The 16,377-nt window shown below is 41.6% G+C and carries 21 protein-coding genes and 1 pseudogene; 15 read left to right on the top strand and 7 right to left on the bottom strand.

All coding sequences use genetic code 11. From position 1 onward, the window contains the following. Nucleotides 1-247: transposase family protein (locus tag IYQ92_RS09575; RefSeq protein WP_195676437.1), on the bottom strand; the 247-nt coding region annotated here is incomplete at its 3' end. 260 nt (nucleotides 248-507) lie between these two features. On the opposite strand from IYQ92_RS09575, the gene IYQ92_RS10405 reads away from it, so the two are divergent. From IYQ92_RS10405 to IYQ92_RS09530, 10 genes are all read left to right on the top strand, one after another. Next, nucleotides 508-882 carry a hypothetical protein gene (locus tag IYQ92_RS10405; protein WP_229311378.1) on the top strand — a complete coding sequence of 125 codons (375 nt, stop codon included), beginning with the start codon at nucleotides 508-510 and terminating at the stop codon, nucleotides 880-882. Nucleotides 883-918: 36 nt separating this feature from the next. After that, on the top strand, nucleotides 919-1,185 hold the full coding sequence (locus IYQ92_RS10400) for a hypothetical protein (RefSeq protein ID WP_229311377.1): 267 nt from the start codon (nucleotides 919-921) through the stop codon (nucleotides 1,183-1,185). A 109-nt stretch (nucleotides 1,186-1,294) separates the two neighbouring features. After that, nucleotides 1,295-1,726 (top strand): cytidine deaminase family protein, encoded by a 432-nt coding sequence (locus IYQ92_RS09565; protein WP_229311376.1) that lies wholly within the window; start codon nucleotides 1,295-1,297, stop codon nucleotides 1,724-1,726. A 143-nt stretch (nucleotides 1,727-1,869) separates the two neighbouring features. Then, nucleotides 1,870-2,808, top strand: coding sequence for a bile acid:sodium symporter family protein (locus IYQ92_RS09560; protein ID WP_195676436.1), 939 nt, complete (start codon nucleotides 1,870-1,872; stop codon nucleotides 2,806-2,808). A 152-nt stretch (nucleotides 2,809-2,960) separates the two neighbouring features. After that, complete coding sequence (locus IYQ92_RS09555) at nucleotides 2,961-3,170, top strand: hypothetical protein (protein WP_195676435.1); 210 nt, start codon at nucleotides 2,961-2,963, stop codon at nucleotides 3,168-3,170. Nucleotides 3,171-3,180: 10 nt separating this feature from the next. Further along, nucleotides 3,181-3,360 carry a hypothetical protein gene (locus IYQ92_RS09550; RefSeq protein WP_195676434.1) on the top strand — a complete coding sequence of 60 codons (180 nt, stop codon included), beginning with the start codon at nucleotides 3,181-3,183 and terminating at the stop codon, nucleotides 3,358-3,360. Further along, nucleotides 3,353-4,231, top strand: a complete 879-nt coding sequence (locus IYQ92_RS09545) for an ABC transporter ATP-binding protein (RefSeq protein ID WP_195676433.1) — start codon at nucleotides 3,353-3,355, stop codon at nucleotides 4,229-4,231. The genes IYQ92_RS09550 and IYQ92_RS09545 overlap by 8 nt, the downstream gene beginning before the upstream one ends. Then, complete coding sequence (locus IYQ92_RS09540; protein WP_195676432.1) at nucleotides 4,231-4,968, top strand: ABC transporter permease; 738 nt, start codon at nucleotides 4,231-4,233, stop codon at nucleotides 4,966-4,968. Before IYQ92_RS09545 ends, IYQ92_RS09540 begins: the two co-directional genes overlap by 1 nt. After that, complete coding sequence (locus IYQ92_RS09535) at nucleotides 4,961-6,055, top strand: sensor histidine kinase (protein ID WP_195676431.1); 1,095 nt, start codon at nucleotides 4,961-4,963, stop codon at nucleotides 6,053-6,055. The genes IYQ92_RS09540 and IYQ92_RS09535 overlap by 8 nt, the downstream gene beginning before the upstream one ends. Next, nucleotides 6,052-6,654: a response regulator transcription factor gene (locus tag IYQ92_RS09530; RefSeq protein ID WP_195676430.1), complete on the top strand. Its 603-nt coding sequence runs from the start codon at nucleotides 6,052-6,054 to the stop codon at nucleotides 6,652-6,654. Before IYQ92_RS09535 ends, IYQ92_RS09530 begins: the two co-directional genes overlap by 4 nt. Before the next feature lie 134 nt (nucleotides 6,655-6,788). Here the strand turns inward: IYQ92_RS09530 and IYQ92_RS09525 are convergent, their stop codons facing one another. Then, nucleotides 6,789-8,051, bottom strand: a complete 1,263-nt coding sequence (locus IYQ92_RS09525) for a gamma-glutamylcysteine synthetase (RefSeq protein WP_195676429.1) — start codon at nucleotides 8,049-8,051, stop codon at nucleotides 6,789-6,791. Nucleotides 8,052-8,207: 156 nt separating this feature from the next. Continuing rightward, nucleotides 8,208-9,380 carry an NAD(P)/FAD-dependent oxidoreductase gene (locus IYQ92_RS09520; protein ID WP_195676428.1) on the bottom strand — a complete coding sequence of 391 codons (1,173 nt, stop codon included), beginning with the start codon at nucleotides 9,378-9,380 and terminating at the stop codon, nucleotides 8,208-8,210. 128 nt (nucleotides 9,381-9,508) lie between these two features. Between IYQ92_RS09520 and ilvD the strand changes: the two genes are divergently transcribed. Beyond that, on the top strand, nucleotides 9,509-11,221 hold the full coding sequence (gene ilvD, locus IYQ92_RS09515; protein WP_195676427.1) for a dihydroxy-acid dehydratase: 1,713 nt from the start codon (nucleotides 9,509-9,511) through the stop codon (nucleotides 11,219-11,221). Nucleotides 11,222-11,260: 39 nt separating this feature from the next. On the opposite strand, the gene IYQ92_RS09510 is transcribed toward ilvD, so the two are convergent. Next, nucleotides 11,261-11,626, bottom strand: coding sequence for a metal-sulfur cluster assembly factor (locus IYQ92_RS09510; RefSeq protein ID WP_195676426.1), 366 nt, complete (start codon nucleotides 11,624-11,626; stop codon nucleotides 11,261-11,263). A gap of 156 nt (nucleotides 11,627-11,782) precedes the next feature. Here IYQ92_RS09510 and IYQ92_RS09505 point away from each other — a divergent pair, with 156 nt between their 5' ends. The 3 genes from IYQ92_RS09505 to IYQ92_RS09495 all read left to right on the top strand — a co-directional run bounded on the left by IYQ92_RS09505 (nucleotide 11,783) and on the right by IYQ92_RS09495 (nucleotide 14,095). After that, entirely contained in the window at nucleotides 11,783-12,325 is a 543-nt protein-coding gene (locus IYQ92_RS09505) for a DUF536 domain-containing protein (protein WP_195676425.1), read from the top strand. A gap of 51 nt (nucleotides 12,326-12,376) precedes the next feature. After that, nucleotides 12,377-12,964, top strand: coding sequence for a 3'-5' exonuclease (locus IYQ92_RS09500; RefSeq protein ID WP_195676424.1), 588 nt, complete (start codon nucleotides 12,377-12,379; stop codon nucleotides 12,962-12,964). A gap of 396 nt (nucleotides 12,965-13,360) precedes the next feature. Then, entirely contained in the window at nucleotides 13,361-14,095 is a 735-nt protein-coding gene (locus IYQ92_RS09495) for a MerR family transcriptional regulator (RefSeq protein WP_195676423.1), read from the top strand. 477 nt (nucleotides 14,096-14,572) lie between these two features. Here IYQ92_RS09495 and IYQ92_RS09490 read toward each other — a convergent pair whose 3' ends face one another. The 3 genes from IYQ92_RS09490 to IYQ92_RS09480 all read right to left on the bottom strand — a co-directional run bounded on the left by IYQ92_RS09490 (nucleotide 14,573) and on the right by IYQ92_RS09480 (nucleotide 15,553). Continuing rightward, on the bottom strand, nucleotides 14,573-14,872 hold the full coding sequence (locus tag IYQ92_RS09490; RefSeq protein WP_195676422.1) for a YbaB/EbfC family nucleoid-associated protein: 300 nt from the start codon (nucleotides 14,870-14,872) through the stop codon (nucleotides 14,573-14,575). 137 nt (nucleotides 14,873-15,009) lie between these two features. After that, nucleotides 15,010-15,177, bottom strand: a complete 168-nt coding sequence (locus IYQ92_RS09485) for a hypothetical protein (RefSeq protein WP_195676438.1) — start codon at nucleotides 15,175-15,177, stop codon at nucleotides 15,010-15,012. 82 nt (nucleotides 15,178-15,259) lie between these two features. Then, entirely contained in the window at nucleotides 15,260-15,553 is a 294-nt protein-coding gene (locus IYQ92_RS09480; protein ID WP_195676421.1) for a UPF0236 family transposase-like protein, read from the bottom strand. A gap of 96 nt (nucleotides 15,554-15,649) precedes the next feature. Here IYQ92_RS09480 and IYQ92_RS09475 point away from each other — a divergent pair. Then, a pseudogene (locus IYQ92_RS09475) lies at nucleotides 15,650-16,377 on the top strand (IS30 family transposase); the annotation flags it as partial.

The following is a 16,377-nucleotide window of genomic DNA, read 5'->3' as shown; positions in this document are numbered from 1 at the left end:
TACACTGGAAACGACGCTTTTTAAGACGTAATAGTGTAGGTGTTCCAGCTTGTTCGAGAAGAGGGATTTTAGAAGATTTTTGAAAGTCATATTTGATCATCTTTCTTTGGCAATGAGGGCATGGTGGTGCAGAATAATCCAGTTTTGCATGAATTTCGATATGAGTATCAGTTTCAAAAACAAGAGAAATAATGATGTTAGGGTCTTTAATTCCGATTAATTCTGTGGTATTCTTAATAAGTCTCATAAGTTCTTCCTAATGATAGTTTGCTTGCTTTTCATTATAGTTCTTATGGGACTTTTTGTCTGCATTCAAAAAGCTCTATAATCTCTACAGTGGTTTTACCCACTACAGAAATTATAGAGCCTGAAAATGATGAAAGAGCGAAAGCTCTTTTTTTCTTTCAAATTCTTCTAACATAACATTGAATGCGTTTACGATTAGTGCTATACTGATAGTGAAAATAATTAGGAAATTACAATCATTTAATAGAAAGGAGTTTTCTTATGAAACGGTTTAATGCTTGGACTTTCGTCTTGCTTATACTGGCGGCTTGTTTTATCGCTAGTGCCTTTATTCCTGATTTTTGGCAGTTGATCAATTATAACCTGATTTTTTTGCTTGTCTTCTTTAGTTTTGGTATTTTGAATAAGCGACCTCTACTCATTTTTCTGGGTTTGGCTTTCTTGTCACCATATCTTCATGATTTGCTAAATATTGATTTTGCACAGTGGAATCTCTTTAGCGGTATCTTTTTAATGGGTTTGGCCTTAGAGTTTCTCTTTGGTAGTCATCAAAAGAAAGGTCTCACTAAAGACTATAAGGTTAATAAAAATGACCAAGAAGGACCTCATATTTCTGTTAAGACCTATATGGCTTAGGATAGGTATCGGATCTATTCTCAAGAAGTCGAAACGGTGGATATGAATCTGGTTTTTGGCGAACTTTGGCTGGATTTGGGTCAGGCTAAGTTTGCGTCAGACCGAGTGGCTGTAAATATTGATGCTAAGTTTGGTGAAATCCATATCCGACTTCCTCAAGGTTGTGTCATGGATACTACTGGAATCTCACATCCCCTATCATCTGTCAAGGTGAATCGTTTTGAATCTAATCTAGATCAGGTAGAAACAAGGCTTCATCTGAACGGAAGTCTCTTATGTACAGAGTTGACAGTAGAGTATTAGGGCCAATCTGTTACGGAACTTTACTTGTCCAATAACATGAAACGATACCCAAAGAAAGGAAGTCACACATATGAGTGAAAAGGAGAAAAAAATGGATATTTGGTAAAAAATGTATGAACAGACTCAAGCCTTGTATCAGCCTCAGGAAGTCTCAGACTTTGTCTATGCTAAGCATGTCGTGGCTGCGGTGGAGGCTGAAGATGGACAAATCTTCACTGGCTTTTGTATGGAAGGAACTTGTGGTGTTTTCCATCTTTGTGCCGAAAGGGCGGCCCTTTTCAATATGTATCAAAAGACTGGTCAGACCAAGGTAAAGCGTATTATCGCCTTTCGTGACCAGCCACCTCATGGTGGACCGTCTGGTATGCCTTGTGGAGCCTGTCGGGAATTCCTAGTGGAGCTCCATCCCGATAATCGTAACTTGGAGTTTATGGTTGATTACGAGACACGTCAAACCATCACTCTGGGGGAATTGTTACCACTGTGGTGGGGGGAAGAACGGATTCAGAAATTTGAAGAGGAGTCGGAAGGCAAGGCTTAAGTGTGATAGCAATCTCTAAACTCTCGCAATTCAAGTGCGAGGGTTTATTTTTTTGAAATTAATTTCAGAAAATTCCAAATACAACTTGAAATTCAAAATGAAAGTGCTATACTATATCGTGAAAATAGAAAGAAGGTTTCATTATGGAAGCACTTGTATCTTTTAGTAAATGGCTCAGCAAATGGTTTACTGTAGCTGTTATTCTCTGGGCTGTCTTTAATTACGCCCTTCCAGCAACAAGTAGTTGGGTCATTCCCAATACGGCCTACTTGCTTGGTTTGATTCTCTTTGGTATGGGGCTTACTTTGACCACTGAGGATTTCAAGCGTATTGCTAAGCGTCCAATCCCTGTTATCCTAGGGACTGTTGCTCACTATGTCATCATGCCTGGTTTGGCTTGGCTGCTCTGTATGATTTTCCATCTTAAGGGTGCGACAGCAGCAGGTGTTATCCTAGTTGGGTCTTGTCCGAGCGGAACTTCATCCAGTGTCATGGCCTTTCTTTCAGGTGGGGATGTTGCCTTGGATGTTTCCATCGAAACCCTTTCAACTCTTTTGGCACCACTCATGATTCCAACGCTCTTGTCCTTCTTGGCTGGTCATTATGTCAGTGTGTCTGCACAAAACCTTTTCCTTAGTACCTTGCGTATCGTTGTTGTTCCTATTATCTTGGGTGTGGTTATCCACTCTATTTTTGGTAAGAAAATCGATGCCATCATTAAGATAATGCCTTTGATTTCACAGGCTGCCATCCTCTTGATTGTTGGGGCAGTTGTTTCTGCCAATCATGCCAATATTTTCACAGCAGCGACAGCTCTTGTCATTCCAGTTGTCATGCTCCACAATCTTTGTGGTTATGCCCTTGGTTTTGGATTTTCAAAACTCCTTGGTTTGGAAGAACCTCAACAAAAAGCCATCACCTTCGAAGTGGGTATGCAAGACTCAAGTTTGGGGGCAACGCTTGCCATGAAATATTTTGTGCCACAAGCTGCCATCCCATCAACTATCTTTAGTATTTGGCACAATATCTCAGGTTCTATCCTTTCATCATGGTGGAAGAACCATTCAAAAAATAGTCATTAGGATAAATGAAAAGCTGACACTTGGGTCGGCTTTTTTATATCATATGACAAATGTCATATCATGTCATGACATCTGGTGCTAAAAAGAGAGTGACTGAAAAGATATACTTTAGTCATAACTTAGAAATAATAAAAAACAAAAGAGGTCATCTCATGAAAATCAAAACATCTTACCTTATCTACGCAGTTATTGCAACTATCTTTGCTGGACTTAGCATGTTTACTGATATCTTTGAAAAAGGCAACTTTGAAGCTATCTTCTCAAATCTTGGCATGATTATTAGCTTGTCTATCTCAGCCTACATTCTCATCACTATGGCTAAAAGTTTTATCGACCTTGTCATTAATGAATTGAGAAACTAGGAGATTCAGCATGAAACTATTGAAAATACTGAGCATTATGCTCCTAGCGGCAATTTGGACCATTCTCTTTGCCTATGACCTACTTCATGGCAGCAGTGATAGTCTCTACAGTGTTATGGGCGTCTCAGTTGCAGCCTGTTATGTCTTTTTAGCCTTCTACCAAAAGAAAGGAAATCACAAACATGAGTGAAGCAGTCCTTCAAGTCACAAATCTTGTCAAAAAGATCAAAGGGAAAACGATTTTAGACCATATTAGCTTTGAGGTGGGGCAAGGCGACTGTCTTGCCTTAATTGGGCCCAACGGTGCCGGTAAGACGACCTTAATGTCCTGTATTCTTGGTGATAAGAAAGCCAGTAGTGGTCAAGTCTTTATCAAGGGCAAAAAGGGGAAGGCGCAAGATCAAATTGCGGTTCTTCTCCAAGAAAATACCATTCCCTCACAATTAAAAGTCAAGGAACTGATTGCTTTTTTCCAAGATATTTCTGAAAATGTATTATCTAAAGAAGAGATTCAAGAACTCTTACAATTCAAGGACGACCAGTATCAGCAGTTTGCGGACAAACTCTCAGGTGGACAGAAACGTCTTCTTGCCTTTGTCCTCTGTCTAATTGGCAAGCCTGACATTCTCTTTTTAGATGAGCCGACAGCAGGGATGGATACTACAACACGCCAACGCTTTTGGGAAATCATCAATGATCTGAAAAAGTCAGGTGTCACCATCCTCTATTCATCCCACTATATTGAAGAAGTAGAACACACAGCTGATCGTATCTTGGTCCTTCATCAGGGGAAACTTATCAGGGATACTACGCCACATGCCATGCGTAGCGAGGAAAAGGAAAAACAAGTCACTTTACCAAGTCGCTTTGCACCAAGTCTTGATAAACTGGCAGCAATATATGAAGTAACTGAAAAACGTGATGTTGTAACCTTTATGACTAAAGATATTGAAAATATTTGGAGTAGTTTACAAGCTCAAGGATGTCGCATTTCTGACATTGAAATTCAAAATAAGACACTTTTAGATAGCCTATTTGATAGCACAAGGGAGGACAAGTAATGCAAGCACTACTTAAAATCGAATGGATAAAAACATGGCGCAGTTGGCCTGTCTTTATCATGTCTATCGGAATGCCCGTCGGATTTTTCCTCTTGTACTCAGGTATGGAAATGAGTCCTGACCCAGAGTCACAAAAAGCCGTTATCTTGTCTTATATGTTGACCATGACAGGATTCTCTATGTCCAGCTTTGGCTTCTTTACCTTTCCCTACATGCTTAAAGAGGACCAAACGGAGCATTGGCTAACCTATATTGAACATTCAAAAATCAGTATTCAGGCCTATTATCTCTCTAAAATATTCCGTGTTCTTATGAACTTTATGGTAGCTATCCTAGTGACTTTCTGTGTGGGAGCTTTTGTGCGTGATGTTGAGATGCCATTCACACATTGGCTCGGTTCAGGTGCTCTGTTACTCTTGTCAAGCCTAGTCTTCTTATCCTTTGGCTTGCTCCTAGCCCAAATTAAATCTCAACAAATCATGGCTATCGTTGGAAATATCGTCTTTCTTGGGCTAGCTATTATTGGTGGCTCTTGGATGCCAGTAACATTGTTTCCAAAATGGGTTCAGCACATTTCTGAGTGGACACCCATCTATCATATCAATCAATTGGTAGTCAATTTTGCGAAAAAAGGTGAATTTTCATGGAAATCACTCATTTTTATCTTGGTCTATGCTACAATAGCTACAGGCTTAGCCCTTTTTATCAAATCTTACAGAGAAAGTGACCATGTTTAGAACCTACCAGAAAAATGATTTCGCTTATTTTGCTAGTCTTATTTTCCTTATCTTCCCAGTATTGGGAGTCTTTGGTGGGTATTATCCAGTTTGGACCCTAGTTTTGACAGGACTGTTTACTATCTCTTATCTCCTTATGGTATATTTGAAAAAAGCCTATAGCAAGTGGATCCCCTTTCTGTGGTTTTACACTCTAGCTTACATTATCTTTATGTCCATTTGCATCGAAGGTGGCATGATGTGGTTTGTTTTTTTCAACGTCAATCTTCTCGTTTGGCGCTTTGAGGATAGCATATCATCTTATCGATTCTTATCCTTTCTAGCGACACTCTTGATTTTGATGTCATCATCCTTCTTATTGACAGACGATTTGAGTACCCACCTCATGTCTATGGCTATTCTCCTCTTTTCGTTGGGAATGTACTATTATCAAAACCGTATACGTCAGGAGAGAAAGATGGAAGAAGCCCTTGCAGAGCAGAACCGGACCATCAATATCCTGTCGGCTGAAAATGAGCGCAATCGTATTGGTCGTGATTTGCATGATACCTTGGGACACACCTTTGCCATGATGAGCCTCAAAACCGAGTTGGCTCTGAAACAGATGGACAAGGAGCAGTATGATGCTGCTAGGAAGAATCTGGAAGAATTGAACCAAATTAGCCGTGACTCCATGTACGAGGTGCGTGAAATTGTCAATCAGCTCAAGTATCGAACTGTAGCTGAGGAGTTGCTAGAACTTGAGCGGCTCTTTGACCTATCGGATATCGTCTTGACCGTGGACAGCAGTCTTGACTTAGACAGCCTGTCACCAGTTATTCAGTCTACCTTATCTATGGTACTTCGTGAACTGGCCAATAATGTCATTAAACATAGTCAGGCTGATAGCTGTCAGATTCGTCTTAGCCGTAATCGTGGTATTATTCTTGAGTTTGAAGATGATGGTTGCGGGTTTAAGGAAGTCACAGGACAAGAGCTACAAAGTATCAGAGAGCGCCTCAGTTTGGTAGATGGAGATTTGGAAATCCTGTCTCAATCGCACCCAACCATTATTCGTGTGCATTTGAAAGAGGGAGGAAAAGCATGAAATTATTAGTCGCTGAAGATCAGTCAATGTTGAGGGATGCCCTCTGCCAACTCCTCATGCTGGAGGACGATGTCGAAGATGTCCATGCGGCCAGTGATGGCCAAGAAGCCATTACTTTCTTGGAAAAAGAAGAGGTCGACGTAGCTATTTTAGACATTGAAATGCCAATAAAGACCGGACTTGATGTCCTTGAGTGGATCCGTGCCAATCAAAGTGAAATAAAGGTCGTCATTGTGACTACTTTCAAACGTAAAGGCTATTTTAAACGAGCCCTCGCAGCTCACGTGGATGCCTATGTGCTCAAAGAACGTTCCATCAGTGACCTCATGGCGACCATCCATACCGTCCTAGCAGGTCACAAGGAGTACTCACCAGAGTTGGTTGAAGGTGTCGCGTTTGACAATAACCCACTCAGCCAACGTGAACAAGAAGTCTTGGCCATGGTGGCTCAAGGGTCAACCAACCAAGAAATTGCTGAAAGCCTCTTTCTTTCAAATGGAACCGTCCGAAATTACATGACAGCTATCCTGACCAAACTTGATGCAGGTAATCGAACAGAAGCCGTCCGCATTGCCAAAGAAAAAGACTGGCTAGGGTGAGAAGAAGTAGATAAGAATGAAGTCACCATATGGTGGCTTTTTTATTAGGCTCTTTGTCAACTGTAGTGGGTAAAACCACTGTAGAGATTATAGAGCTTTTTGAATGCAGACAAAAAGTCCCCATAAAGGATAGTTTAGATGAGGTTTTGGAGGTAGGCTTCTTCTCCAAAGCCTCTTTTTTGGAGCCCCTCCTTAGCGATTGCGACCAGCTCCCTAGCGAAGTTATGAATAGCTTCTTGGTCTTTTGGGGACAATTGCTTGCGCGAGAAGTAGCGACGACGGTCTTTAGCAGTCATGGGATAGGCTTTTAAAAAGTCAGATTTCTGGACAAATGATTTGAGAGCTTCAAGATTGACAAAAAGTCCCAAATGAAAGGCAGTAGGGGTGAAGGTCTGCTCTAAAGGCTGAGCACAAACGCTTCGAAATTCAATAGTCCCGCGCTTGGTCAAATCCTGGTAGTGATAGCTACGATGCTGCTTGAGGTCGGCTTCTTCTGGAATGATGATATGCTTTTGTCCGTCGGTGTCAAGGACGGTGATTTGCTCCGTCTTTAAAAAGTCTGCCACAGATAGCGGTGGGAAAAAGAAGTAGTTTCCATCACGTTCTACGGAGAACATAGCTGATTGTGACAGATATTCCCAGAAGTCTTCCTCGGTTTTAAAAGTTTCTGGGAAGAGTCCGATATTTTCTGGCAGCAGCCCGTGCATGGAATTTTCCCAGAAAATATCGCGAGCAATGGCAGTATCCCAATCCTCTCCGTCAAAAGTGGAATTGGCGAAAAGGTAGGCTTTGGCAGGCTCAATCAAATTGAACAGGTTGAGACTGGCAATTAATTCTTGTCTAGGGACATCCAGCTGGACCTGATTTCCACAGATGAAGCTTCCATATTGTGGATAGACATGAAGATTAGGATGGGCTCCGCTTGTGGATAAGTTTAGGAAAGCCATTAGCATCTGATAGCGGGCGGTTTTGACGGGGCTGTTATCGTTGATTTGCCATTGAGGATGAATCCCTTTTCCCTGGATGGCATGGTTGTGCTGTCCCAAAAAATCTTGGCAAATCTTTAAATAAGATTGAAAACGCTGGTCAACCTCTGGGATAGAATTGGCTTTACCAAAGGCAAATTCGATGAGATTATAGGAAACTTCAAAAAGAATACAATCGTCAGTTAGCTTATGATGGATTTGGATAATATTTCCATCTAAATCATATTTTTCAATTTCCATGTGTTCTGATTGAGAAAGGAAGGCAAGCAGAGCTTTAGTCACACTTGTGTCAGTAGCCTGTCCGCTCAGGTTAACGATAGGAAATTCGAGTTCAACACCGACAAATAATTCAGGATTCTCCTTGAGGTGTGAAGTATAAATCTGTTTTAGTAAACTTTTTGCATCTGCCATAATAACTCCCAGTAAAATAAGGTATTGAGACTATTATAGCAAAAAATAGTTTAAAGATTGAAATGTTTAGAATTTTTTGGATAATCAAGAAATTCTAAAAAGAGACCGAAATAGTAATCATTGACTGCTCACTACTCCAATCTCGATAATTGAACTTTAATAATGCAAACTACCAGCGACCCAGCCAGAACAGAGGGCTGCTGTAATGTTAAAGCCACCTGTGTGCGCATTGATATCCAAAACTTCTCCAGCAAAATGAAGTCCAGGAACTTTCTTACTTTCTAGCGTTTTAGGGTTGATTTCTTTCAGGTCGACTCCGCCTTTGGTGACGAAGGATTTGGCTAGCGACATTTTGCCAGTGACCTGGATAGGATAATTTTTAATATTTTCTAATAGGTCTCCCATATCTTTGGCGGATAGCTGCTTGACTTTATCAGCTAAGTCTTCGGCGAGAAATTCGGCTAGGCGCTCCGGAAGAAGTCCTCGAAGAGCATTTTTTACAGATTTTTCACGTTCTGCTTGTAAGTACTTTTCTAAATCAGTCTTGCTCTTGTCAGGAAGAAAGTCGATGAAAATCGTTTTGCCACCTTTGACAAAACTGGAAATACGCTGAGCAGCAGGCCCTGACAAACCAAAATGGGTAAAGAGTAGGTCGTGGGTGATGACGTACTTGTCGTAGGTGATGGTGATGTCGTCCAGTGAAATTCCCTGTAATTTTTTATGAGGAAAATCGGTTAAAAGGGGACTTTCAGCAGCCTCTAAGTCTGTGACTTCCATTTTAAAATGGCGAGCAATGTCATGACCAAAGCCTGTTGAGCCTGTGGATGGGTAAGATTTGCCACCAGTTGTGACAATGAGTTTGTCGCAGGTGAACTCGTCATATTTAGACTTGATGTGGAAACGCTCATCAAACTTTTTGACGGAGACCACTTCTGTATTAGTCAGGACAGTACCACCAAGTTCATGGATTTTTGCATCTAGAGCGCTGATGATGGTTCGGGATTTATCCGTTGTCGGGAACATGCGCCCATGGTCTTCTTCTTTTAGCGCCACGCCATTTTCTTCAAAAAAACGGATGATATCGTGGTTATCGAACTGGGAAAAAACGCTGTAAAGGAAACGTCCGTTGCCTGGAATGCCTGCTATGAGGTCGTCTAGGGTGCCACTGTTGGTAACGTTGCAGCGTCCACCACCAGTGCCTGCTAGCTTCTTGCCCAGACGCTTATTTTTTTCAATGAGGAGGGTCTTGAGGCCGTAGTAGCTTGATGAGATGGCAGCCATCATGCCGGCAGGCCCGCCACCAATAATAATCGTATCGTAATGTTTCATAGTCCTATTGTAGCATATTGTTGCTCAATTTATCGTGAAAATGGTTAGGTGAGAATTTTCTATTTATTCGCTATTTTATGGGAAAATATGATAAAATAGAATCACTTTAAAAAGAGAGAGGCTGACTTATGACCGATACACATAAATTGACTACTGAACGTCATCGTTCTAGCGTATATGATAGCATGGTGAAGTCTCCCAACCGTGCCATGCTTCGTGCGACTGGAATGACTGACGAAGATTTTGAAAAACCGATTGTTGGGGTTATTTCAACTTGGGCTGAAAATACGCCTTGTAACATTCACCTTCATGATTTTGGAAAAATTACCAAAGAGGGTGTGAAATCAGCTGGCGCTTGGCCTGTTCAATACGGAACCATCACCGTTGCGGACGGAATTGCTATGGGAACACCTGGCATGCGCTTTTCATTGACATCTCGTGACATCATTGCTGACTCTATCGAAGCAGCTATGGGTGGACATAATGTGGATGCCTTTGTTGCTATCGGTGGCTGTGATAAAAATATGCCTGGTTCAATGATTGCTATTGCCAACATGGATATTCCAGCTATCTTTGCCTACGGTGGAACTATCGCACCAGGTAATCTTGACGGTAAAGATATTGACCTAGTTTCTGTTTTTGAAGGGATTGGTCACTGGAATAATGGCGACATGACAGCTGAAGAAGTCAAGGCGCTTGAATGTAATGCCTGCCCTGGCCCTGGTGGTTGCGGTGGTATGTACACGGCTAACACTATGGCGACAGCTATCGAGGTCATGGGTATGAGTCTTCCAGGTTCATCATCACACCCAGCTGAATCAGCCGAGAAAAAAGCAGACATTGAAGAAGCAGGTCGTGCTGTTGTCAAGATGCTTGAAATGGGACTCAAACCATCAGACATCTTGACCCGCGAAGCTTTTGAAGATGCCATCACAGTAACTATGGCACTTGGTGGTTCAACCAATGCAACCCTCCACTTGCTTGCTATTGCTCACGCTGCCAACGTTGACTTGACGCTTGAAGACTTCAATGATTTCCAAGAGCGCGTGCCTCACTTGGCTGACTTGAAACCATCTGGACAATACGTTTTCCAAGACCTTTACAACGTCGGTGGTGTGCCAGCCGTTATGAAATATCTCTTGAAAAATGGTTTCTTGCACGGTGACCGTATCACATGTACTGGTAAGACAGTTGCTGAAAACTTGGAAGACTTTGCTGATTTGACACCAGGTCAAAAAGTCATCATGCCTTTGGAACATCCAAAACGTGCTGATGGGCCACTTATCATTCTTAAAGGTAACTTGGCACCAGAAGGAGCCGTTGCTAAGGTTTCTGGTGTTAAAGTTCGTAATATCACAGGTCCTGCTAAGGTTTTTGACTCAGAAGAAGCTGCTATTGAAGCGGTTCTTTCAGACGACATCGTCGATGGAGATGTAGTTGTCGTACGTTTCGTTGGACCAAAAGGTGGCCCTGGTATGCCAGAAATGCTTTCACTTTCATCAATGATTGTTGGTAAGGGTCAAGGAGATAAGGTCGCCCTTCTAACGGACGGTCGTTTCTCTGGCGGTACTTATGGCTTGGTTGTGGGACACATTGCGCCAGAAGCTCAGGTCGGTGGACCAATTGCTTACCTCCATACAGGTGACCTAGTGACCGTTGACCAAGATACCAAAGAAATTACCATGCATGTTTCTGACGAAGAATTGGCGAAACGTAAAGCAGAGACTGAATTGCCTCCACTTTACAGCCGTGGTGTTCTTGGTAAATATGCCCATATCGTATCATCTGCTTCTAAAGGTGCTGTAACAGACTTCTGGAATACAGACCGAAGCGGTAAATAATAGAATAGAAAAAGAGCTGGGCGACCAACTCTTTTTTTCTTATAGTTTATGACTACTTTTTCCAATACGAGGGCTGATTCCTAGTGCAATTCGTCCCAGTCGGCTAATGCGTGTCATCTTCCAAGCAGGTGTCCAAACAATTTCGACTTCTGCGGATGTGATTTCATCGATTGTTTTTAGTTTTTCGACAACTTCAACAGGCATGGTATCGGCACAGCCGCAGCTTGCTTCAGTGAAGGTCATGATGACCTTACAATGACCATTGTCATCAAGATTGATTTCATAGATGAGTCCTAAATTGTACATGTCCAATTCAAGCTCTGGGTCATAAATGGTTTCAAGGGTATCTATTAGTTTTGGGCTAATCACCTTAGCATTATCATTGATTACGATATCGTCGCGCATGTTCACACTCCTTTTTCTTATTGGTCTATTATGACATAAATGGTTAGACTTTTCAATTTTCTAATATCTCATTGACACTTGACTTGACAGGAAATTGACAGATACTTGTCTTTGTGATATGCTTTAGAAGAATATTGAGTATAAAAAGAGGAAATTATGTCAGTTGAAAAAACCGTCAGCGAATTAGCTGAAATCTTGGGAGTCAGCCGTCAAGCGATGAACAATCGTGTCAAATCTCTCCCAGAAGAATATGTTGAAAAAAATGAAAAAGGTGTGACTGTTGTCAATAAGCAAGGTCTTATCAAGTTGGAAGAAATTTACAAAAAGACGATTCTTGAAGAAGAGCCTGTAGATGAAGAAGCATCACGCCGTGAATTGTTGGAAATCTTGGTTGATGAAAAGAACTCCGAAATCACCCGTCTCTATGAGCAATTGCGTGCCAAAGACCAGCAGATTTCATCTAAGGATGAGCAGTTGCGCGTGAAAGATGTTCAAATTGCTGAAAAAGATAAGCAATTAGACCAGCAACAACAATTAACCCTAGCCGCTATGGAAGACAGTCAACGTCTTCAATTAGAATTGAGCGAAGCTAAGGCTGAGGTTGAAGAAATCCAAGAAGCTAAAGTTGAAGAAATCAAGCAACTTGAAGAAGAAGCGAAAAAAGGATTTTTCGCACGTATGTTTGGTGGAAATAAATAGAAACCAGAGAGTTGTGAAGGAAACTTCCACTCTCTTTTTTAGGAGATTAGTATGGAAAATTTACAAGAGTATATTGCCTTTGATTTGGAGTTTAATACGGTTGATGACATTAGTCACATCATCCAGGTATCAGCGGTCAAGTTTAGCAATCATGAGGAAGTTGACAGCTTTGACACTTATGTTTACACGGCTGTGCCCCTCCAAAGCTTCATCAACGGTTTGACCGGCATCACGGCTGACAAGATTGAGAAGGCACCGAAGATTGAGACGGTCATGGCTGACTTCAAGACCTTCGTTGGCGATACGCCCCTGATTGGCTACAACGCTATTAAGAGCGACCTTCCTCTTCTTTTGGAAAATGGGCTGGCGCTAGAAGACCAGTATGCCCTAGATGTTTTTGATGAAGCTTTTGAGCGTCGCAGTACAGACCTCAATGGTATTGCCAATCTGAAACTAACCAGTGTAGCCGACCTTTTAGGAATAAAAGGGCATGGGCACAACAGCCTAGAAGATGCACGCATGACAGCCCTTGTCTATGAAAAATTCCTTGAATTTGATGAGAACAAGTCCTATCTGACCCAACAAGAAGAGGTCGTAACCGACAATCCATTTGCAGCCTTGGGCGGACTTTTTGATTAATACTAGATTAAAGTCGAAAACTGAATTGACATCGTAAGAGAAAACACCTATTCAGATAGGAGCGAACGAAGTGAGCTAAACCCGATATTTTAGCCGTAGTGGAATTCTTAGTGACAACGAAGGTGTCACTAAGAACGGGATTTTCGAGACTTTAGGCTTGAAAATTAGGATTGCTCAAACAGTCTTTCAGGCTGTTTGAGGTTGGGAATAGGGAAAGAGCTTTTCTCATTCGTTCGAAGGAAGCTGCTTGCGTCCGCACTACCTAAGAAAATAACAAAAACCAGTTAGTATAATAGCTCTGCTATTTCCCAAAAAAATCAAAAATCACCTAGGGTCAGGGCTTGCTTGTGACCCTAGGTCCTGTCCTATAATGAGGGCAGAAAGGAGGTGAAGGACATGTCTCAGACTTACTCAACGGGCGATTTGGCTAAGCTTGCTGGCGTGTCTGTCCGCACGGTACAATACTACGATAGGCGTGGCATCTTGCAGCCGTCCGACTTGACAGAGGGTGGACGCCGAATTTACACAGACTCAGACTTGGAACGCCTCAAGCTGATTTGCTTTTTGCGAGATTTGGACTTCTCCATTGAGGCCATCAAGCGCCTGCTAGCAGAGGACAATGCCCCAGCGGTGCTTGAAATATTACTCGAGGAGCACATCAAAGAACTCCGAGAAGAATCAGCAAAGGTGAAACATCAACTTGACACAAGTGTCAACCTACTTGGACAGGTTCGTAAAGCTCCCAATCACTCGTTTAAGAGTCTAGCAGACCTGTCATTTACCATGAAAAATCAAAAATTTTGGCGTCGATTGCAAGTGCAAGTATTTGCAGCGGTTCTATTGCTAGTCGCTATTATCTATGTTGCCATAGCTGTCATCAAACAGTTTGAACACACGTGGCTAGCGCCTGTTTTACTGATAGGAATTATTCTTATCGTTCTTGTTAGTCTACAATTTCTCGTTGGTTATTATCAAAAACACGTCTATTATCTCTGTCCAAATTGCCACCAGACCTTTGAGCCCAGTATGAAGGATTTCGTCCTTTCCTATCACACACCTCGGACTCGCAAACTCACTTGCCCTCATTGTCATCAAAAATCCTACTGCCTTGAATTGGCTAAGGAGAAATGAGGAAAATTTAGCGTCAAACCTCTAGTTCTTTTGTCGTGAACCTCTCTATCACAGAAGAGGCATCAGGCTGACCAGCAATATCTTGAAAACTGAGTTTTTAGTCTGCCACCAATTTACGAGAAGCCGAAAACTGAGTATTTAGCCTGTCGCTGGTTTGCGGGAAGCCGAAAATCGAGTTTTTAGTCTGTCGCCAGTTTGCGGGAGTCTGGCGACTGAGTTTTCAGAGGAACTCCTTACGAGTTTGAGTTCTTGATTGTCTTAATGACACTTTCTATAACTATTGTCACAATGACTGACATCATTTAAGCTACTGCACATTTCGTCTAGTACGGACAGTCTGAAAATCGTTGCTGCACTTGGCTTAGAGTGGATGATAGGTGTAGTTTCCTTATTGTCATTTAAACGGTTACTACCTTAATTTAGAAAAAGGCAGAAAAAGAATCTCCGTTGCTTGTCCAGCGGAGATTCTTTTCACTATTAGAATGGCAATTTACCAGCGAAAGCCCCCATGACTTTCTTAGTGGCTTCGTCAACTTGGTTAAGCGCGTCATTGATAGCTTGTGTCGTCATATCTTGAAGGGTTTCGATGTCGTCAGGGTCAACAACGGCTTCCTTGTAGTCGATAGAAACGAGTTTCTTATCGCCAGTGAAGGTCACCACTACAAGCTCTTGAGCAGATTTGCCCACAAAGGTTGTTTCAGACAATTCAGCCTGTTTTTTCTCCATTTGCTTTTGAAGCTTTTGAGCTTGACGCATCATATTTTGCATGTTCATCATAAGATAGGATTCTCCTTAAATTTACTTTGCTTGACTATTATATCATGTTTTAATGGATTGTTAGTTAGTATTTTTAGTGGGGTATGTGTCAAGTTAACCTCGGAAAGTTGAAAAAATGCCTATATCCACTTCTTAAGTTATCCAATTGGTGTGCTTGTAGCACCATTTAAAGCTATATGAGCTTGTGGAATGGTGTGGGGCTGGTGTTCACCTTTCTTCAAAATCTGGCGCATTAAAATCTTAACGGCAGGACTGAAAGCTGTCTCTAGGTGACTCTGGTGATAACGATCCTTAATTCTTGGCAATCATTGATATAACTCTGAGAAATCTTTTCAGCCACACGCTGTGTTACCTTGTGAACGGTCTGATGACTCATTGAAATATCCGTTAAGAGTTCCAAACACTCACTAGCCTGAGGAAACTCTTCTCACCACTCTTTCGGAGACGGTGTCTTTTAAAACTAACGGCTCCAAATGAAAAAGTTAGCTGCCGTTCCTCTATACGGTCTATCTCCCAACCTTCTGTTAGATAGGCTTGAATCAACTCTTTATCTAAACTCTCTAGTCTTTCACTTAAAATGGAACGCGTTGCTTCTCTCATCAAACTGATAATCTTAGCTTCAAGTTCAGATAAATGCTTACTAGACTTTAAAATCTCGGAAATCTCTGTTACAATAGTCATAAGTTCTATATCTTTCTAGGGGAATGTAGTGTTTTTCCTAGGATATAGGGCTTTTTTCATTTTGTAAAGACTTTTCCGAGATTTATTTTACACTAACAAGCTGAGCGAGGGGAAATAGAAGCTTATTTAAGCGTAGGACTCAAACCTGCTGAGATTGCTCGTAGACTAGGGAGAAATCGCTCTACTATTACTCGTGAAATTAATCGTGGTTCCATAACACAAGTGAAAAAAGTAAATGGGAAGAAGGTCTATTACCAACACTATTATGCAGATGCTGCTCATAACCGTTATCGTCATGTTAGAGAAGACAGCTATTACTTGAAATTGGATTGTGTATCGGATGACTTTCTGAGAGAATTTACAGAAGCAATGAGAGAGAAACCAAGGGTGCATAGCGTGGATACCTTTGTTCATACCTATAGACTCCAACATGTAGATGTAGTTGTTCCTTCAACCAAGACGCTTTATAACTATATCCATCAAGGATTGTTAGAGATTAAGGTCATTGATTTGCCAAGAGCAGTGCGGATCCGTAAGAAATTTACCAAGCGCCCCTCTACCAAGAAACATCTAGGAAAGTCAATTGAAGAAAGACCAGAAGAAATCAATAATCGTTCCCGTTTTGGAGATTGGGAAATCGATTCTGTTCTGGGTGGAAAGACAATAGGAGAACCTTCTATTCTGACCTTGGTAGAACGACAAACACGCTATGCTGTCACAAAGAAACTCGTGGAAAAGAAAGCAGAGTATGTCAATCAAGCAGTCTTAGAGTGTATGAAACTTTATCCCATTAAGTCCATAACTGCAGATAATGGAAACGAATT

The sequence above is a fragment of the Streptococcus sp. HF-1907 genome (assembly GCF_015594605.1).
Taxonomy (GTDB): domain Bacteria; phylum Bacillota; class Bacilli; order Lactobacillales; family Streptococcaceae; genus Streptococcus.
This window is presented reverse-complemented; position numbering and strand designations above follow the sequence as displayed.

Excerpts from the sequence above, each read along its gene's own strand:
- IYQ92_RS09535 (WP_195676431.1), top strand. The coding sequence starts at position 4,961 with ATGTTTAGAACCTACCAGAAAAATGATTTCGCTTATTTTGCTAGTCTT.
- IYQ92_RS09565 (WP_229311376.1), top strand. The coding sequence starts at position 1,295 with ATGTATGAACAGACTCAAGCCTTGTATCAGCCTCAGGAAGTCTCAGAC.
- IYQ92_RS10405 (WP_229311378.1), top strand. The coding sequence starts at position 508 with ATGAAACGGTTTAATGCTTGGACTTTCGTCTTGCTTATACTGGCGGCT.
- IYQ92_RS09550 (WP_195676434.1), top strand. The coding sequence starts at position 3,181 with ATGAAACTATTGAAAATACTGAGCATTATGCTCCTAGCGGCAATTTGG.
- IYQ92_RS09540 (WP_195676432.1), top strand. The coding sequence starts at position 4,231 with ATGCAAGCACTACTTAAAATCGAATGGATAAAAACATGGCGCAGTTGG.
- IYQ92_RS09520 (WP_195676428.1), bottom strand. The coding sequence starts at position 9,380 with ATGAAACATTACGATACGATTATTATTGGTGGCGGGCCTGCCGGCATG.
- IYQ92_RS09545 (WP_195676433.1), top strand. The coding sequence starts at position 3,353 with ATGAGTGAAGCAGTCCTTCAAGTCACAAATCTTGTCAAAAAGATCAAA.
- IYQ92_RS09505 (WP_195676425.1), top strand. The coding sequence starts at position 11,783 with ATGTCAGTTGAAAAAACCGTCAGCGAATTAGCTGAAATCTTGGGAGTC.
- ilvD (WP_195676427.1), top strand. The coding sequence starts at position 9,509 with ATGACCGATACACATAAATTGACTACTGAACGTCATCGTTCTAGCGTA.
- IYQ92_RS09555 (WP_195676435.1), top strand. The coding sequence starts at position 2,961 with ATGAAAATCAAAACATCTTACCTTATCTACGCAGTTATTGCAACTATC.
- IYQ92_RS09525 (WP_195676429.1), bottom strand. The coding sequence starts at position 8,051 with ATGGCAGATGCAAAAAGTTTACTAAAACAGATTTATACTTCACACCTC.
- IYQ92_RS09510 (WP_195676426.1), bottom strand. The coding sequence starts at position 11,626 with ATGCGCGACGATATCGTAATCAATGATAATGCTAAGGTGATTAGCCCA.
- IYQ92_RS09495 (WP_195676423.1), top strand. The coding sequence starts at position 13,361 with ATGTCTCAGACTTACTCAACGGGCGATTTGGCTAAGCTTGCTGGCGTG.
- IYQ92_RS09560 (WP_195676436.1), top strand. The coding sequence starts at position 1,870 with ATGGAAGCACTTGTATCTTTTAGTAAATGGCTCAGCAAATGGTTTACT.
- IYQ92_RS09500 (WP_195676424.1), top strand. The coding sequence starts at position 12,377 with ATGGAAAATTTACAAGAGTATATTGCCTTTGATTTGGAGTTTAATACG.
- IYQ92_RS09490 (WP_195676422.1), bottom strand. The coding sequence starts at position 14,872 with ATGATGAACATGCAAAATATGATGCGTCAAGCTCAAAAGCTTCAAAAG.
- IYQ92_RS09530 (WP_195676430.1), top strand. The coding sequence starts at position 6,052 with ATGAAATTATTAGTCGCTGAAGATCAGTCAATGTTGAGGGATGCCCTC.
- IYQ92_RS09480 (WP_195676421.1), bottom strand. The coding sequence starts at position 15,553 with ATGACTATTGTAACAGAGATTTCCGAGATTTTAAAGTCTAGTAAGCAT.